This is a genomic window from Pannonibacter phragmitetus DSM 14782, from assembly GCF_000382365.1.
Lineage (GTDB): Bacteria > Pseudomonadota > Alphaproteobacteria > Rhizobiales > Stappiaceae > Pannonibacter > Pannonibacter phragmitetus.
On sequence record NZ_KB908219.1, the window covers coordinates 79816 to 97510 of the forward strand.

The 17695-nt window shown below is 61.5% G+C and carries 14 protein-coding genes; 10 read left to right on the top strand and 4 right to left on the bottom strand.

The annotated features are described in order from the left end of the window. The first annotated feature begins 244 nt into the window (after positions 1–244). The 4 genes from H163_RS0110380 to H163_RS0110395 all read left to right on the top strand — a co-directional run bounded on the left by H163_RS0110380 (position 245) and on the right by H163_RS0110395 (position 4644). Positions 245–1489: an OmpP1/FadL family transporter gene (locus H163_RS0110380; protein ID WP_019964514.1), complete on the top strand. Its 1245-nt coding sequence runs from the start codon at positions 245–247 to the stop codon at positions 1487–1489. Between the two features lie 237 nt (positions 1490–1726). Beyond that, on the top strand, positions 1727–2530 hold the full coding sequence (locus tag H163_RS0110385; protein WP_019964515.1) for a UDP-2,3-diacylglucosamine diphosphatase: 804 nt from the start codon (positions 1727–1729) through the stop codon (positions 2528–2530). After that, positions 2527–3567 carry a glycosyltransferase family 4 protein gene (locus H163_RS0110390; protein ID WP_019964516.1) on the top strand — a complete coding sequence of 347 codons (1041 nt, stop codon included), beginning with the start codon at positions 2527–2529 and terminating at the stop codon, positions 3565–3567. Before H163_RS0110385 ends, H163_RS0110390 begins: the two co-directional genes overlap by 4 nt. A gap of 99 nt (positions 3568–3666) precedes the next feature. Further along, on the top strand, positions 3667–4644 hold the full coding sequence (locus H163_RS0110395) for a threonine ammonia-lyase (RefSeq protein WP_019964517.1): 978 nt from the start codon (positions 3667–3669) through the stop codon (positions 4642–4644). Between the two features lie 76 nt (positions 4645–4720). Here H163_RS0110395 and H163_RS0110400 read toward each other — a convergent pair whose 3' ends face one another. Together H163_RS0110400 and H163_RS0110405 are read right to left on the bottom strand one after the other, a co-directional pair. Continuing rightward, positions 4721–6112, bottom strand: coding sequence for an NAD-dependent succinate-semialdehyde dehydrogenase (locus H163_RS0110400; protein WP_019964518.1), 1392 nt, complete (start codon positions 6110–6112; stop codon positions 4721–4723). Positions 6113–6437: 325 nt separating this feature from the next. Continuing rightward, positions 6438–7592: a protein phosphatase CheZ gene (locus H163_RS0110405; protein ID WP_019964519.1), complete on the bottom strand. Its 1155-nt coding sequence runs from the start codon at positions 7590–7592 to the stop codon at positions 6438–6440. Positions 7593–7719: 127 nt separating this feature from the next. Between H163_RS0110405 and H163_RS0110410 the strand changes: the two genes are divergently transcribed. Further along, positions 7720–8892: an MFS transporter gene (locus H163_RS0110410; RefSeq protein WP_081626009.1), complete on the top strand. Its 1173-nt coding sequence runs from the start codon at positions 7720–7722 to the stop codon at positions 8890–8892. A 124-nt stretch (positions 8893–9016) separates the two neighbouring features. Here H163_RS0110410 and dgcA read toward each other — a convergent pair whose 3' ends face one another. Then, a complete protein-coding gene (gene dgcA, locus H163_RS0110415; RefSeq protein WP_019964521.1) occupies positions 9017–10006 on the bottom strand; it encodes an N-acetyl-D-Glu racemase DgcA in 990 nt (329 codons plus the stop codon). Between the two features lie 3 nt (positions 10007–10009). Next, the gene (gene dgcN / locus H163_RS0110420) at positions 10010–11023 is read right to left on the bottom strand and encodes an N-acetyltransferase DgcN (protein ID WP_019964522.1); all 1014 of its coding nucleotides are present in this window, start codon (positions 11021–11023) and stop codon (positions 10010–10012) included. 110 nt (positions 11024–11133) lie between these two features. On the opposite strand from dgcN, the gene H163_RS0110425 reads away from it, so the two are divergent. From H163_RS0110425 to H163_RS0110445, 5 genes are all read left to right on the top strand, one after another. After that, positions 11134–12282, top strand: coding sequence for an ABC transporter permease (locus H163_RS0110425; protein ID WP_026355704.1), 1149 nt, complete (start codon positions 11134–11136; stop codon positions 12280–12282). An 8-nt stretch (positions 12283–12290) separates the two neighbouring features. Continuing rightward, the gene (locus tag H163_RS0110430) at positions 12291–13091 is read left to right on the top strand and encodes an ABC transporter ATP-binding protein (protein ID WP_040678631.1); all 801 of its coding nucleotides are present in this window, start codon (positions 12291–12293) and stop codon (positions 13089–13091) included. Positions 13092–13101: 10 nt separating this feature from the next. Further along, a complete protein-coding gene (locus H163_RS0110435) occupies positions 13102–14754 on the top strand; it encodes an MlaD family protein (protein ID WP_019964525.1) in 1653 nt (550 codons plus the stop codon). A gap of 115 nt (positions 14755–14869) precedes the next feature. Then, entirely contained in the window at positions 14870–15484 is a 615-nt protein-coding gene (locus tag H163_RS0110440) for an ABC-type transport auxiliary lipoprotein family protein (protein WP_040678634.1), read from the top strand. A 1008-nt stretch (positions 15485–16492) separates the two neighbouring features. Further along, positions 16493–17680, top strand: coding sequence for an IS256 family transposase (locus H163_RS0110445; RefSeq protein ID WP_115336596.1), 1188 nt, complete (start codon positions 16493–16495; stop codon positions 17678–17680). Positions 17681–17695: the final 15 nt, after the last annotated feature.

Below are 17695 nucleotides of genomic sequence, written 5' to 3' on the forward strand. Positions count from 1 at the left end.
ATCTCTCCTGCTGTTTCTGGCCTGTGTCAATTCGGCCGGAATATGACATATTTTCGACGGTCATGCCCCGCATTCCCTAGGGGAATGTGGGGTGGACAGTATATTTGGTGCGCTGCAGTATGTGTGACCGTCATTTCTTCCCGGCATGTTTCCGGATTGAAAGATCTACGAAATTGAAAGATCGTCTTTCCTGAGGAGCAAAGCTGGCAGGGCTTTGAGAAATGCTTGGGAGGGTTTGAGCAACATGATTCGTATCAGCAGAACGCTGGCTCTGTGCACCACCGCCATCGGGATGATCTCTGTTGCTGGTCAGGCTTATGCGGGCGGCTTCGCGCTGCGTGAACAGAGCGCCTACTATCAGGGTATGTCCTTCGCCGGTAATGCAACGACCGGCCCGTCGATCTCGTCCATGTTCTGGAACCCGGCGGCCATCACGGGCGCAGGCCTGGGCATTACCACCGAGTCCCACCATGCGCTGATTGCGCCCAAGGCAGAGATCAATCTCGATTCGACCTCGACGTTGCGCGCCTATGGCAACGGCGGCGACATCGCGTCCGATGCCTGGATCGGCTCCAGCTACACGGCTTACAACGTCAATGATCAGGTGTTCTTCGGCCTTGCCGTGAATGCGCCTTTCGGTCTTTCGACCAAGCCGGATGGCGGCGTGCCCTGGGCAGGCCAGATCTACAATGCTTCGTCCAAGGTCTTCTCGATCAACGCCAACCCGATGGTCGGCTACAAGGTGAATGACCAGCTCGCCTTTGGTGCCGGTGTGCAGGTGCAGTACTTCAGCGTCCGTCTGCGCAGTGCAATGGACGCTTCACGGCGCCCCGCGTTGCTGACACTCGAAGGCGACAATATCGGGCTGGGTGTGACCGCCGGTGTCATCTACAAGCCTTTTGCGGGCACCGAACTGGGGCTTGGGTACAGATCCGGCGTGGCTCACCGCCTTGATGGCACTCTGACGATGGCGTCTGCTGTGCCGATCAACGCTTCGCTCGTTACGCCCGATACGGTGACTTTCTCCGCCAAGCAGCGCGTAACGGACGCCTTCCGCGTCCTGGGCACCGTCGAGTGGTCCAACTGGAGCCGCCTGAAGGCACCGAAGGTGACTGCGCAGGCCAATGGCGCCACCATCACAACACTGAAGTTCAACTATAACGATGGCTGGTACGCGGCTCTCGGCGGCGAATATGACATCAATCAGAACCTGACCGTTCGCGCGGGTGCTGCCTACGAATGGTCGCCGATTGACGACAAGATCCGCACGGCCCGTCTGCCTGACAATGACCGGATCTGGCTGAGTGCCGGTGCCAGCTACAAGGTGCTGGAAAACCTGTCCTTTGATCTGGGCTACACGCATATCATTGGCCGGGACACCAAGCTCGCGATGGTGCCGGGACATCAGGACTACGCAGGTGTGGTTCTGTCCGGCAAGGTTGATGCTTCGGTCAACATCGTCAGCGCAGCCATGCGCTACCGCTTCTGAGGGGTTCCTCAGGTGCAAGGTTTGCGGCCGGTGCCCCAGGGTGCCGGCCGTTTCCGTTTGTGACACGAATGCCTGTCCCGGTCATTCACCGAACTGTCGTATTTGTGCGTAAATACCTTTTCCTGAATACTAAAATTCAACGTAAATCCTGCGGACTGCTTGTGAAAAACTTTGCTGTCATAATCCTGATACCTGAATCGCGTCTAAGGGTGGCAAAGGTAATCGGGAGCGCCAGACATGACAGCTCTGCAGGAAGGCCGGCATTACCGGGCCTTGTTCATTTCAGATGTTCATCTTGGAACGCGCGGATGCCAGGCAGATCTTCTGCTCGACTTCCTGAAGTACAATGATGCCGAGACCGTGTATCTGGTCGGCGACATTGTTGACGGCTGGCGGCTGAAGCGTAGCTGGTACTGGCCGCAGGCGCATAACGACGTGATCCAGAAGATCCTGCGCAAGGCACGCAAGGGCGCGCGCATCTTCTACATTCCCGGCAACCATGACGAATTCCTGCGCGACTTCCTGGGCACCCATTTCGGTGGTGTGGAAGTGGCGGACAGTGTCGTGCATACGGCAGCTGACGGGCGCGAGTATCTGGTCATCCATGGTGACCAGTTCGACGTGGTCATCCGTCATGCCAAGTGGCTCGCCTTCTTCGGTGACAAGGCCTATGTCACGGCGCTGGCGCTCAACACCGGCTTCAATCTCATGCGCCGCCGTCTTGGCCTGACTTACTGGTCGCTCTCCGCCTGGGCCAAGCTCAAGGTCAAGAATGCGGTGAACTTCATTGGCCGCTTCGAGGATGCGCTGTCCGATGAAGCCCGCCGGAAGGGCGTTCACGGGGTCATCTGTGGCCACATCCACCATGCCGCCAGCCATGATATCGACGGCATCCACTACATCAACACCGGTGACTGGGTCGAAAGCTGCACGGCGGTTGCCGAGCATCACGACGGAACGTTCGAGGTTATCAGATGGGTGCAGCGTCCGGCCGAACAGCAAGCGGAGGAGGGGATGGGGGAGCGGTCCGTCGCGGCATGACATCCATTCTCATCGTCACAGACGCCTGGCATCCGCAGATCAATGGTGTGGTCCGTTCTCTGGAACTGACAGCCAACCAGTTGATGCGCATGGGTCTGCGCGTTGAATTTCTGACGCCCCAACTCTTCCGCACCCTGCCATGCCCGACCTATCCGGAAATCCGTCTGTCGCTGACCACCCGCGCACGCGTGGCGGCGATTATGGACCGGTTTGCCTGTGACCATTTGCACATTGCCACAGAAGGCCCCTTGGGGCTGATGGCGCGATCGGTAGCGCTGAAGCAGGGCCAGGTCTTCACAACGAGCTATCACACGCGCTTTCCGGAATATCTGGCGGCGCGCCTGCCGGTGCCCGTGTCTGTCACCTACAGGTGGCTGCGGCGCTTCCACAATGCCGGGCAGGGCTGCATGGTGGCGACCGGCAGCCTTGAAAGGGATCTGGCCGGGCGTGGCTTCACCCATCTGATGCGCTGGTCGCGCGGCGTGGATGCCGATCTTTTCCGCCCCTATGAGGGCTCCGTCCTGCCTCCGGATCTGCCGCGCCCCATCTTCATGAATGTGGGCCGGGTGGCGGTGGAGAAGAACATCGAAGCCTTTCTTGAGCTGGACCTGCCCGGCAGCAAGGTGGTTGTGGGCGGTGGCCCTCAGCTCGAATCCATGCGCAAGGCCTATCCCGATGTGCTCTTTACGGGGCCGAAGACGGGAGAAGATCTGGCGCGGACCTATGCTTCGGCGGATGTGTTCGTGTTTCCCTCGCTGACCGATACCTTCGGCAACGTGCTGCTGGAGGCGCTGGCCTGCGGGGTTCCTGTGGCGGCCTATCCGGTGATGGGGCCACTTGATGTGATCGGTGACAGCGGGGCAGGGGTGCTGGATGAGGATCTGCGGGCAGCGGCGCTGGCCGCACTCGACATTCCCCGCAGCTATTGCCGCCAGATGGCTCTCGGCTTCAGCTGGGAGGCCAGTTCCCGCCAGTTTCTCGACAATGCCATCGCCGCCTATGGGCTGCCTGCAGAGCCGCAGCCGCAGGCCGCCTGAGCCTGTCCCAGCGTGAATTGCCACGGTGACAAGCCTTTCGTTGCCGGGCAGGCAAGGCGTTGGTAGGTCTTGGGAAAGCCAATATTCCGGAGACTGGCCATGCATGGCACCCTCTCGCTTGATGATGTCAAAGCCGCAGCCCTGCGGCTGCAGGGACAGGCGTTTGAAACGCCGCTGCTGTCTTTCCGCGTGCTCGATGAGGCTGCCGGGCGGAAGATCTTCCTGAAGCCGGAAAACCTGCAGCGTACCGGCTCCTTCAAGTTCCGCGGTGCCTTCAACCGCCTGTCGCAGATCCCGGAAGGCGAGCGGCCTGCGGGCGTCGTCGCTTGCTCTTCCGGCAATCACGCGCAAGGGGTGGCAGAGGCGGCGCGCATTCTCGGCATGCCTGCCGTCATCGTCATGCCGGAGGATGCACCGTCCATCAAGCTGAAGCGGACGGCGGAGATGGGGGCGCGTGTCGTGACCTACAAGCGCGGCATCGAAGACCGGATCGCCATCGCCAAGGCGATCTGCGAGGAAAACGGCGCCACCTTTGTTCACCCTTATGATGACAGGGGCGTCATTGCCGGTCAGGGAACGATTGGCCTTGAGATCGTCCGTCAGGCGGGTGAGCTTGGCCTTGCTGTCGAAGCTGTCGCGGCCTGCACCGGCGGCGGCGGGCTCACCAGCGGCGTGGCGCTGGGGCTGGAGGCGGACCTGCCGGAGGCGGTGGTCTATACCTGCGAACCGGCAGGCTTTGATGACTATGCCCGCTCGCTTGCCAGCGGGCGGCGCGAGGTGAATGCCAGCGGCTCCGGCTCGGTCTGCGACGCGATCCTCACCGAAAGCCCGGGCGAACTCTCCTTCGAGGTTCTGACCCGGCGCAAGGCGCGCGGGCTGGTGGTGAGCGATGACGAGGCGCTGGCCGCCGTTGCCTTTGCCTTCCGCGAGCTCAAGCTGGTGGTGGAGCCGGGCGGTGCCGTGGCGCTTGCATCCGTTCTCTTCGGCAAGATGCCGGCCGGAAACGGCCCGGCGGTGGCCATCCTGTCCGGAGGCAACATCGATCCGGAAACGCTTGCAAGGGCGCTGGCGATCTGAATCTGGCTGCTTGAAATTCACTCGCAAGCAAAAGCCCCGGCAGCCGCATCTGCCGGGGCTTTCTGTGGTTAGGACCTCAGAAGCGCGCGTCGATGTCCACGACGCCAATCAGCTTGTGGTTCACGAATTCCTTGAGGCCAAGGCCCAGAAGCTCGCGGCCATAGCCGGAGCGGCCGATGCCGCCAAAGGGCAGGTCTGCCTCCACCTTGGTCGGGTGGTTGATATAGACCATGCCGGTGGCAATCTGCCGGGCCACTTCCACGCCATGGGCAGTGTCGCTGGTGAAGACCGAGCCGCCGAGGCCGAAGGGCGAGTCATTTGCGATGCGGATCGCGTCAGCCTCATCCCGGGCGCGGAAGATCATGGAGACAGGGCCAAAGAATTCCCAATAGCGGGCCGGGTTGTCCTCGCCGATTTCCGTCAGGATCACCGGCTGCACGAAGGCACCCTGATTGGGAACCGGCGGGCCAACCTCTTCCGCCTTGGCGCCATGGGAAATGGCTTCCTTGACCTTCTCCCTGATTTCATCAGCAGCACCTTGCGAGGACAGAGGGGCCAGCGTTGTCTGCGCATCGAAAGGGTCGCCTGCTTTCAGCGCCGCAACACCTTCGCGGTAGCGGGACAGGAATTCGTCGTAGATCTCGTCCACGACGATCATGCGTTTCGACGACACGCAGACCTGGCCACCATTCCAGTGGCGTCCGAAGACGGCCCAGCGGACGGTTTTTTCAAGGTCGGCATCGGCCAGCACGATAAAGGCATCGGCGCCGCCCAGTTCCATCGTGGATTTCTTCAGGGCCTTGCCGGCCTGTGCGGCCACAATCGCGCCAGCGCCTTCCGAGCCTGTCAGGGCGACGCCATGGACGCGCGGGTCGTTGATGATCATCTCCACCTGCGAGCGGGTGGCATAGAGATTGGTGAAGGCGCCGTCCGGCAGGCCTGCCTCACGCATCAGGCGCTCAAAGGCAGCTGCGCTCTGGGGCACGTTGGACGCATGCTTCAGCAGGATGGTGTTTCCGGCGGACAGCTGCGGCGCGATGATACGGGCGATCTGGTAATAGGGGAAGTTCCAGGGCTCGATTGCCAGCAGCACGCCAAGGGGCTCGCAGACGAGCATCGCCTCGCCTTCGGCCGGATCGGCCACCTCCAGTTTCTCCGGCTGCAGCAGGCGTTCCGCATTCTGGACGTAATATTCGAAGATCTTTGCCGAAAGCTCGACCTCTGCCTTGGCTTCGGTGAAGAGCTTGCCCATTTCAAGCGTCAGCAGCCGTGCATAGTCATCAACGCTGGCGCGCAGAAGATCCGCTGCCTTTTGCAGGATCTTGCCGCGCTCCGGGAAGGAGAGTGTGCGCCAGCCAAGAAAGGCTTCGTGCGCCCTGGTGATGGCAACCGAAACCTCTGCATCCGTTGCCTCGGGGAATGTCTGCAACACTTCACCCGTGTAAGGGTTTTGCGTCTTGTAGGCCATGCCGTCTCTCCAAGAAAAAAGGAATTCGAATTTCTGGGGCGCAATTTTCGTCTGGAGGCAGCTGTCAGGTGTTCATGTACCTTGTTGATTGTCTGAACGTTATTTTTTGAACCCTGCTTGCAGCATATTTGGGAGGAACATGCTGCACATGGCTGCCTGAATGTTGCGCTTGAGAAAAAGCTAAGGGAATACAGGGGCAGCGGGCCTTGATGCGGATCAATTAAGCATTTGTGCGGAGGTGCTTGAAACGAAAGAGCCCCCGGGTTTGGGACCGGGGGCTCGAGAGGCTGCAGCGCGCCTTGTTCTGTCCGTCAGGGTTTCTGTTTCAGCTGAACAGGGCCTGACGCTCACTTTCGGTCAGCATGGCAAGCGGATCTTCGTCCTCGGAGAATTCCTCGGCAGCTTCCCACTCGGCATCTGCCTGGGTCTCTTCTGCCGGGGCTTCATCGCCGCCGCCCATGTCGAACAGCTTGGCGATATCGTCTTCGCCCATTTCCTGTTCCGGATCATCAAAGCCCGCTTCTCCGGCAAACGCCTCGTCCGTCTGTTCGAAGATGGCGTCGATGGTGGCTGCATCCAGCTGATCCATGTCCTGGTCATCACTGGCTGCAACCGGTGCAGGGGCAGGGGCCGCCGCCTTGGCCGGAGCCGCCGCCTTGGCCGGAGCCGCAGCGGGCTTTGCTGCGGGCTGCGGCGCCGGCGCAGCGGCTGCCGGCGCAGTGGCTTCGCCACCAAACTCGACGCTGAAGAAGCTGCTGTTCTGGGCCGATGCAGCATCGCCCATCATGTCGTCAACGAAGGACTGGCTGACGCCCTTGCCGGCAAGCTGGGGGCCATTGAGAAGATGTGCATCCGGGCGGGTATCGACCGGTCCCTCGGCATCGTCAGCTTCCACATCCTCGATACCCCAGATGCCGATCATCAGGTTGATGCGGCTCTCGAGGTAGCGCAGCACATGCACCACCTTCTGGGTGCGCTGGCCGGTGAGATCCTGGAAGGAGCAGGCCATGAAGATTTCGGTGGCCTTGGCGTCGATATCGTCGCACACCGCTTCGTCCGCGCCGTTTTCGCGCAGGGTCCAGGCATATTCCTGAATCTTTTCCGCAGCGTTCAGGATGTCCTGCGTCGCGCCTTCCGTCTGCGTGATGATCGCATCCAGCTCGTGCGAGGCATCCGTGAAACGGTTGCTCTCCTCGTCTTCCTTCTTGATGTTGGAAATCTCGCGCTTGGTGCGCTCGATCGCCTCATGCATGTCGGCAATGTCGAGACGGATGCGGTTGAGATCGGGAACGCTGCGTTCCCGGCGCATCATCTTCTCAAGCCGGGCAATGGCATCAAGAATGGAATTTGTTTCGGAGCTGCGGTGGCGGCGCAGATATTCGGACAGAAAGCGGCGGCCGCGATCCGATTCCGAAAGGGTCTGCTCCAGTGTGTGATACTCGTGATCCGGTATCAGGACTGGCGGTTCGGTTTCTGCCATCGTATCGTCTCGGCGTCCTATTCGCTGCAGCGGACATTCGATTCGAATGTTCCTCCAACTCATGCGGTATAGTAGGCCCAAGAAGTTAACATCCCTTTAGGCCGTCAAGGTTTGATCCTCCATGAAGATGTTCCAAGTTGGGCTCGCCCCCAGGGTGAGTGCTCTCTATGGTGTCAATTTTGTCGGTACGGGGTTATTTCTCCCATTTTTTCCGATCATTCTTGCAAATAGATCATACTCAGTCACAGAAGTCTCATTTGCTCTCGCAATTGGCACCTACGCAAAGATTGCAGCTTCTCCGTTTCTGACAGGGCTCTCCGACAAGACTGGCCTGCGCCGTCTTTCGATCTGCTTTTACTCTTTGATGGGTATGGCTTTTCTTGCGCTATTTGCCTTTACGTCAAGTTATCTTCTGGCGGTGGTTGCAGTGATGGGGCTGATGGTCTGCTGGGCGCCGATTGTGCCGCTGGCAGATGGATATGCGCTGGATGTCGTGCGCCAGACCGGCGCCCCTTATGGGCGCATGCGCCTTTGGGGTTCTGCGGCTTTCGTGGCGGGCACTGTTCTTGCCGGATGGCTGATGATGCCGCACACGGAGATGCCCTATCTTGCCGGTATCCTCGGCTCGATGGTGGCAACCGTGCTGGTCGCCGGGACGCTGCCCCCCATGCGCAATCCCGAGCGTGAAGCCTCCGAGGCTGTCCATGCGGCAGACAAAAAGCCCGCCGTTTTCCGCGAGCGCTGGTTTCTGGCGCTGGTCACGCTCATCGGCCTCTCGCAGGCGGCGCACTCGGCTTATTACGCCTTTTCAACGATTTACTGGACCAAGACAGGTGTTCCGGAGCATTGGATGGGGCCGCTGTGGTCCGTCGGCGTGACGGCGGAGATCCTGCTCTTCCTGTTTGCGGCAAGGCTTCCGGCCTGGCTGACGCCCATGCGCCTGATCATCATCGGAACCGCAGGCTCGGTGCTTCGCTGGGCGCTGTTTACCCATGTGCAGGACCCGGCCTTCATCGTGCCGATGCAGACCCTGCATGGTCTCTCCTTTGGCGCGGTGCATCTGGGAGGCGTTGCGCTGATTGCGCAGGCCGTGCCCATGCGCTGGTCTGCGACAGGGCAGAGCCTGATGGCAACGTCCACCGGCTTCCTGACGGCGACAGCCACATGGTTCAGTGGGCCGCTTTATGCGGCAGCGCCTGCTTTTGCCTTCTACGCCATGTCGGCGATGGCGGCGGCGGCCCTGACCGGGCTCCTGTTCCTAGCCCGCCACCCTGGCTGTCAGGCACGGGCGGCGGACTGATACCAATACTCGATGAGCTTTTCTCATCGAGCATTGGTTAAGCCCGGGCGGCGCTTGAGCATTCTCAAGGCGTGATGCGTCAGCATCGAAAGCCTTGGTATGAAACGCTTCGGTTCGTGGGGCCTCAGCCCCAGAGGCTGGCCTGAGGCGGATAGACGAGACTTCCCTCGTAGGTGAGGCCGCCGTCCCGGTCTGCAGTCAGCAGCAGCGGGCCGTCCAGATCGACGAAGTCGGCCGTCTGGGCCACGAGCAGGGCCGGGGCCATGCCGAGGGACGTGCCCAGCATGCAACCGGTCATGATCTTGTAGCCAAGGGCTCTGGCGTCTGCAGCCAGCGCCAGCGCTTCGGTCAGGCCACCGGCCTTGTCGAGCTTGATGTTGACCGCATCATAGAGCTGGCGCAGGCTCGCCAGCTCATGCCGGGTGTGCAGGCTTTCGTCCGCACAGACGGCAATCGGCCGCTCTGCGCTTGCCAGAAGCGCGTCATTGCCCGCCGGCAGAGGCTGTTCGATCAGTTCGACGCCTGCGGCAACGCAAGCCGCCATGTTGACCGCGAAGCAGCTTTCGTCCCAAGCCTCGTTCGCATCCACGATCAGCCTTGCATCCGGCGCAGCGGCGCGGACTGCGGTGATCCGTTCATCGTCTCCCGCTCCGGCGAGTTTCACCTTCAGCAGCGGGCGGGCTGCCGCCTTGGCAGCTGCCGCGCCCATGCTCTCCGGCGTGCCGACGCTGAGCGTATAGGCGGTGACGAGTGGTTTCAGGGCCGCAAGGCCGGCGAGCGCTGCGGCGCTGGTTCCGGCCGTCTTGGCTTCGAGATCCCACAGGGCGCAGTCGAGCGCGTTGCGCGCCGCGCCTGCCTCCATTTGCGCCTGCAATTGCGTGCGGCTGATGTCCTGACCGAAGCGCGCTGCCGCCTCCTCGATCTGTTGCATCACGCTGGCGATGCTCTCGCCATAGCGGGCGTAGGGCACGCATTCGCCGCGGCCGGTGAGGCCGCCGCGGCTGATGCTGACGGTGACCACGTCCGCATGGGTCCGGCTGCCCCGCGAGATCGCGAAGCCGCCTTCGATGGCAAAGCGCTCATGCGCCGCCGCGATGGTGAGAGGCGATGTCATGGCTCAGGCTTCGCCGTAGATTTCGGCCACCTTGTCCACCACCTGGGCCATACCGTAGCGCACGGGGTCGGTCGCGGGCAGGCCGTACTTTGTGGAAAGCTCCGCCAGATAGGCCTGTGCTTCCGCATCGCCGAGGGCAGCCGTATTCACCGCAATGCCGATGCAGCGGATGTCCGGGTTCGTCAGCTTGCCGCACTGGATCGTCAGGTCAATGACATCCTGAATGGAGGGCAGGGGCGTCTGCACACCGCGCATGGTGCGGCGGGTCGGCTCATGGCAGACGATGAAGGCGTCGGGCTGTGCGCCGTGCAGGAGGCCAAGCGTCACGCCCGAGAAGGACGGATGGAACAGGGAGCCCTGGCCCTCGATCACATCCCAGTGGCTTTCGTCCGCTGCCGGGGAGATCCATTCCACGGCGCCGGAGATAAAGTCGGCCACCACTGCGTCGATGGCAACACCACGGCCCGAAATGAACACACCGGTCTGGCCGGTGGCTCGGAAGTCGCAGTCATAGCCGCGGGCGCGCATGTCCCGCTCCATGGCGAGGGCTGTGTACTTCTTGCCGACCGAGCAATCGGTGCCGACGGTGAGGATACGCTTGCCGCTGCGCTTGGAGCCCTTTCCGGTGGCAAAGGTCATGTCGGAATGGCGCACGTCGAACAGCTGGCGGCCATTGCGCTCTGCCGCTTCCTTGATGGCCGGAATCGAACCGAGGCGCACATGCAGCCCGCTGGCAACATCCATTCCGGCATCCAGCGCTTCCACGATGGAGGCAACCCAGTGATCCGGGAGGCGCCCGCCTGCGTTCACGGCGCCTACGATCATGGTCTTGGCGCCAGCCTTCGCGGCGGCCGGGATCGTCATATCGGTCAGGCCTGCGTCTGCCTGGCAGCCCGGCAGGCGATTCTGCCCGATGCACCAGTCCCTGCGCCAGTCGACCACGCCGAGCGCCGTCTTTGCCGCCAGCGCATCCGGAACGTCGCCCAGGAACATCAGATAGGGGTTTGCAATATCCATTATGTGATCCGCCTCTACTGGTTGTTACCCGCCGTGCGTCTGGACGGCTGGCCTTTCTCTCAGGTATAGGGGGTAGTCCTCCGAAGCGGCAAGGGGTTGCGTCAGCACGCATGACATTACAGGTTCAACTGCTCGCCCCCAGATGCACGGTCAGTCATGACGGACAGGCCGTGACCGTTGCCCTGTCCGGAGACTGGGTTATCCGCAGCGCCCAGGAAGCCGAGGCGATCGTGGAAGGCCTTGCCGGCGAACAGGGGCAGGTCGAGATTGTGCTGGATCTGTCCGGACTGCGCGCTCTGGACACGGCGGGCGCCTGGCTGATTCACAGGCTGCGCGGACGCATCGAATTCTCCGGCACACGCGTGCGCGTTGAAGGGCTGCGGCCGGAGCAGAAGATCCTCCTGAACGAAGTCGATGCTCATCATCCGCCGCCGCCCAGCCATGAGCCGCGGCAGGGCATGCTGATCAATCTGATGGAGGCGACCGGCAAGTCGGTGGTCGAGGCATGGCAGGATTTCATCGCCATGCTGCACATTCTGGGCTCGCTCAGCACGGTTGTCGGCACGGTTCTTTTCCAGCCCAAGCGCCTGCGCGGCATTGCGATTGCCGTCCAATTCGACAAGTCCTGCATCGGGGCCGTGCCGATCGTTGCGCTCATGAGCTTCCTGATTGGTGCCATCATTGCTCAGCAGGGCGGGTTCTACTTGCGGCAATTTGGCGCAGATCTGTTTGTCGTCGATCTGGCCGGTGTGCTGGTTCTGCGCGAGATCGGTGTTCTGCTGACCGCCATCATGGTGGCCGGCCGTTCGGGCTCCGCCTTTACGGCAGAACTTGGGTCCATGAAAATGCAGGAGGAAATCGACGCCCTGCACGTCATTGGCCTCAATGTGACGGAGGTGCTCATCCTCCCGCGTCTTCTGGCGCTGATGGCGGCTATGCCCGTGCTGACCTTCGTGTCCGATCTGGCTGCGCTGACTGGCTCCGGGCTCGTGACCTGGTGGTATCTGGAGATTCCGCCAGCGGCCTATCTGAGCCGTCTGGAAGAGGCGATCACCGTTCAGACCTTCATCGTCGGCATGGTCAAGGCTCCGTTCATGGCGCTGATCATCGGCCTGATTGCCTGCGTGGAAGGCCTGAAGGTCGGCGGTTCGGCCGATTCCCTTGGCCGCCACACCACCATGTCCGTGGTGAAGGCGATCTTCCTCGTCATCGTCGTTGATGGTCTTTTTGCCATCTTCTTTGCAGCCATCAACGTATAAGGGCCATGATGAGCACTGCAGATGCCCTTGATGAGACGGTTCGGCCTGCCGGAGAGCGGGACGTCCTGCTGTCCGCACGTGGCGTCACGGTCGGTTTCGGCAAGAAGATCATTCTCGAAGGGCTGGACCTTGATGTCTACCGGGGCGAGGTGCTGGGATTTGTCGGCGGGTCTGGAACCGGCAAGTCGGTGCTGATGCGCACCATCCTTGGGCTGACGCCCCGCCGTGCCGGGCAGATTTCCGTTTTCGGCCAGGATCTCGACAGCGCCACTCCGGACGAGCGCAACTGGATCGAGCGGCGCTGGGGCGTTCTGTTCCAGCAGGGCGCATTGTTCTCGTCCCTCACCGTGAAGCAGAACATCCAGGTGCCGATGCGCGAATATCTCGGGCTTTCGCAGCGGCTGATGGATGAATTCGCCTTTCTGAAGCTGGAACTGGTGGGCCTGCCGCGCGATGCGGCGGACAAGTATCCCTCCGAGTTGTCCGGCGGCATGGTCAAGCGTGCCAGCCTTGCCCGTGCTTTGTCACTGGACCCGGATCTGGTGTTTCTGGACGAGCCGACTTCCGGTCTTGATCCGATTGGCGCGGCGGCCTTTGACGGGCTGATTGCGAAGTTGCGTGAAACCCTTGGTCTGACCGTTTATATGGTGACACATGACCTTGATAGCCTGCATTCGATCTGCGACCGTATTGCGGTTCTGGGTGAGAAGCGGGTTCTGCTGGCCGGCACAGTGGATGACATGATGAAGAGCGAGCACCCTTGGGTGAAATCCTACTTCCGGGGCGAGCGCGCCCTGCGCAGGGTTTGAAAGGCAGCTGATGGAAACCCGTGCAAATTATGTGATGATCGGCGGCTTCGTTCTCGGCATTCTCGTCGCAGCATTCCTGTTCATCTACTGGCTGGCGGCTGCCGCCGATTCCGGTAAGAGCATCAATGTGAAGGTCGTCTTTCCGGGCGCCGTGACCGGCTTACCCGTTGGCGGTCAGGTGCTGTTCAACGGTATCAAGGTCGGTGATGTCTCGGGTCTCGACTTTGATCCGCGCGATCCGCGCATCGTGATTGCCACAATCCGTGTCTCTCCTAACGCCCCCTTGCGCAAGGACGTGCGGGCCACGCTCGGCTTCCAGGGCCTCACCGGCGTCGCCTATGTGGACCTGAAGGGCGGCACGACTGGCACCGGTCTTCTTCTGGATGCTCTGAATGAAGGCAAGGAACCGGTGATCTATGCCGACCGGTCGTTCTTTGACGACGTTCTGGAAAATGGCCGTGATGTGCTGCGCAAGGCGGACATGACGCTTGAATCCATCAACGATGTGCTGCGCGAGAACCAGCCGGTCATCGCCTCCACCATGCGCAATGTCGAGACATTCTCCGAAGCGCTGGCGCAGAACTCCGATGGCGTGAAAGAGTTCATGGCCTCCATCGGCGAGGCCACGGTCGCCTTCAGCTCGCTGTCCGGTAAGCTGGAAGGGCTGGTGATGCAGGGCGAGCGGATTCTGGCCGCCGTGCCGGATGACAAGGTTGAGGAGCTTGTGGTCAACATCACCGAGTTCTCGGATTCCCTGAAGGCCGCAGGGCCAGAAATCCGCCAGATCATGGGTGATGCCAGCTCCGCCGTGGCCAATGTGCAGCAGTTCACCGAACGCATGAACTCCTCCCTGAGTCAGGTCGAGGCGGTGGTCAGTGCGGTGAATCCTGAAGAGGTTCAGCGTGTCGTGGCAGGGGCAGCGAGCCTTGGCGATGTGCTGTCTAACCGCTCGTCCGACATTGACGAACTGATCCGCAGCACGACCAGCACGATGGCGCATGTGGATCAGGTGGCGCAGACGATCCGCAGCCGCGAGGAAGATATTGTCACGCTGATCGGGGATGCACAAAAACTGCTCGCCGGTCTGATCAAGACCGTGGATGACACCGGCGAGGTGGTCGCCGCGATCGATCCTGCGCGCATCTCCTCTATTGTCGATGCTGTGGACCGGACGGTCAGCGCCATTGCCGGGCAGGGCAACGCCATTGCCGAGACGATTGCCTCTGCGCGCAATACGGCCACCAATGTGGAGCGCATGGCGGCTGACCTTTCTGCCCGCACGGATGACGTGAACCAGATCATCACCGACGCAAAGACGGTTGCCGCCAACCTCAACACGTCGTCCGAAAAGCTGAATGGCTTGATGGATAAGGTGAACACCATGGTGGACGGCGATGGCGAAGGCCTGATCACCGAGGCGACGAAGGCGATGACGGCCATTCGCAAGGTGGCTGAGGCCTTTGAAAGCCGTGCGGGAGGGATTGCCGACGGCCTGTCGAAGTTTGCTTCGCAGGGCTCGGCTGATCTGGCCGCGACGCTGGGGCAGGTCAACCGCACCTTCATCACGCTGCAGCGGGCGATCGAAAACTTTGACCGCGCGCCGAACCGGGTGATCTTTGGCGGGGACGATGTGCCGCGTTTCAACGGCGGGCAGCGGCGCTGAGACCGGTTGCTGCCCTGCCGGGCAGTCCGGCGGATGAAGCACTGACGAAACAGGGCCATGGCGTTGAGGCGCTACGGCTTGGCAAGGAATGGCACAGGCCGGGAAGACGAAGGGCATGACCGACGCTGCAACGCTGATCAACCGCCGCCGCGCATTGACGCTTCTGGGGCTCGGAACCCTCGCGGCAGGCCTGTCTGCCTGTGCTTCCACAGCTCCCAATGCGCTTTATGGCATTCAGGCCCCTGCGGCTGCTGCTGCAGAGGGCGCACGCAAGCCCGTGCAGGTTCTGGTCGCCGTGCCGAAGGCGCTGCAGGCGCTCGACAGCAGCAACATCGCGGTGGTGCAGCAGGGGCCGGTCTACACTTACTTCCCGCAGGCCGCCTGGGCCGACCAGCTCGGCAATGTGGTTCAGACCGGAATCGTCCGGACACTGGAGAACACCCGCCGCTTGCGCGGCGTTGGCATGCCGGGGGATGGCCTGCTGATCGACTATCAGCTCCAGACCGAAATCCGCTCCTTTGAACTGAACGTCTCCGGCAGTGCGCGCGGCGTCGTGGAAATCGCGGCCCGGCTCGTGAACGACCGCAACGGCCGTACGGTGGACAGCATGGTGTTCCGCGCCGAGGTGGCCGCCGGCGGCCAGTCTGCCGATCAGGCCGTGCGCGCCATGAACACCGCCGCAGGGCAGGTCTTCGCCGAGCTGGCGGCCTGGGTCATTTCCAAGGTCTGACCTGCGCCTGGGCCCGATGCAGGGCAGGGTACTGGTTACCGGCACTGATACCAACTCCCGCTGAGCTTGCCTCATCGGGAGTTGGTCAAGCCCTTGCGGCGTTTGAGCATTTTCAAGGCGTGATGCGTAAGCATCTCAGAGCCTTGGTCTGAAATCACCCGGGCCAAGCGCAGCGTGAGCCGGGCCTGCTCGTTTGCAGAGAAGATGAAATTGTCTGTTGCCGGGCGGCAGGCTCCCGGCCGCAGCAAGCCTTTGCGCCGTACCTCAACCTCACCGCTCTGCGAACGAGTAGACCTTGGCTCAAAGGTTGTGGCAAGAGCAGGAAGCAGTGCCCGCCTCACAGGTCCCGGCACAAGGCCGGGACGGCGGAGAGAGCTTATCTCCTATCGCAGGAAATTCCGGCCACTCTACCCGAAGTGACCGGGCACTGCCTGAACATCCCCACCGCGCCGTCCCGGCCTTGTGCCGGGACCTGTCAGGGATTTCCTGCCTGTTGGTCCGGTCACCGGCCTTGCGATTCTGGCAGTATCCCGGATGCTTCGAGTCGGTTTCCCGAAACAAACACGGGTAACAAGCGTGTCCATGAACCGGATGGCGGAGGGCAGGGACCAGCCGCCACAAGCACCAAAAAGCCTGCCGGATCGCTCTCCTGCCCCTAACCTAAATGGGGGCGTATAGTACGGAATTAAGTCGATCCCCTTGGTCCGGCGGGGTTTTCGGGGTTCAGACATGCTGCAAAAACCTGAAACAAGTAAGAATCTGTGCCTTCTACGACCTTGCGCTGGTATTAACATAAATCGCACGCTTCGCGCCCGTAAATTGGTCATTCACCAGTGCTCGACCTTGTCCTGAAAGCCGCCGCTCGTTGTACGCGAACTGGGAATTCGTCGCGACGTGAACGAACCGCGGATAACGTACAAAATCTTTCGCACATTTTGAGGTTGAGACGGTTCCCTTTATTCTGATTGAAGGGAGCATGGCATGACTGATGACGACAACGGCAAAGAGATGAGCAACGTTATCCGGATCGATGAAGCCCGGATCAAGGACCATCTGGGAGAGATGGTGCGCGGCACTGTCGAAGAGGCGTTGAACGCGATGCTGGACGCGGAGGCAGACCGTCTTTGCGGAGCTGGCCGCTACGAGCGCAGCGAGGGGCGTCAGGACACGCGTGCGGGCAGCTATGAGCGGTCCCTTCACACCAAGGCGGGCGAAGTGAAGCTGAAGATGCCGAAGCTGCGGCGCCAGACGTTCGAGACGGCAATCATTGAGCGCTACCAGCGCCGGGAAAGCAGCGTCGAGGAAGCCCTGATTGAGATGTATCTGGCCGGCGTTTCGGTCCGCCGGGTGGAGGACATCACCGAGGCGCTTTGGGGCACGCGGGTTTCGCCCGGCACGGTCTCGAACCTGAACAAGAAGATCTACGCCAAGATCGAGGAATGGCGGCACCGGCCGATTGAGGGCGAGCATCCCTATCTTTATCTGGACGGGATCGTGATGAAGCGCACCTGGGCCGGAGAAGTGAGGAATGTCTCTTTGCTTGTGGCCAGTGCAGTGAATTCCGAAGGATACCGGGAGATCCTGGGGATCTGCGAAGGCGCCAAGGAAGACAAGTCCGGCTGGTCGAACTTTCTGCGGCACCTGGTTGACCGGGGTTTGAAGGGCGTGAAGCTGATCATCTCCGACGCCTGCCGGGGGCTTGTGGAGAGCATCGCCGATTACCTGCCGGATGCGCAGTGGCAGCGCTGCATGGTTCACTTCTACCGCAATGTGTTCAGCCATGTGCCCTCCACCAAGATACGGGAGGTCACCCACATGCTGAAGGCGATCCATGCCCAGGAGAACCGCAAGGCGGCTCAGGAAAAGGCTGAAGCGGTGATCGCGGATCTGCGGGCGCAGCGCCTGACCAGGGCGGCAGATCTCATTGAAGACAGCATCGCAGAGACGCTGACCTATTACGGCTTTCCGGACAGCCATTGGCGCAAGATCAGGACCAACAATCCTCTGGAGCGGATCATGAAGGAAATCCGGCGGCGGACCCGGGTGGTGGGGGCGTTCCCAGACGGCCAATCATGCCTGAACCTGGCAGCGGCCAGGCTCAGGCATATCGCGGCCGGAAAATGGTCCGCCCGCAAATACATGAGCATGGCACCGCTCTACCAGGAGCAACATCAAACCCACGGAGCCGTCGCCTGAAAACGAAAGTGCGAA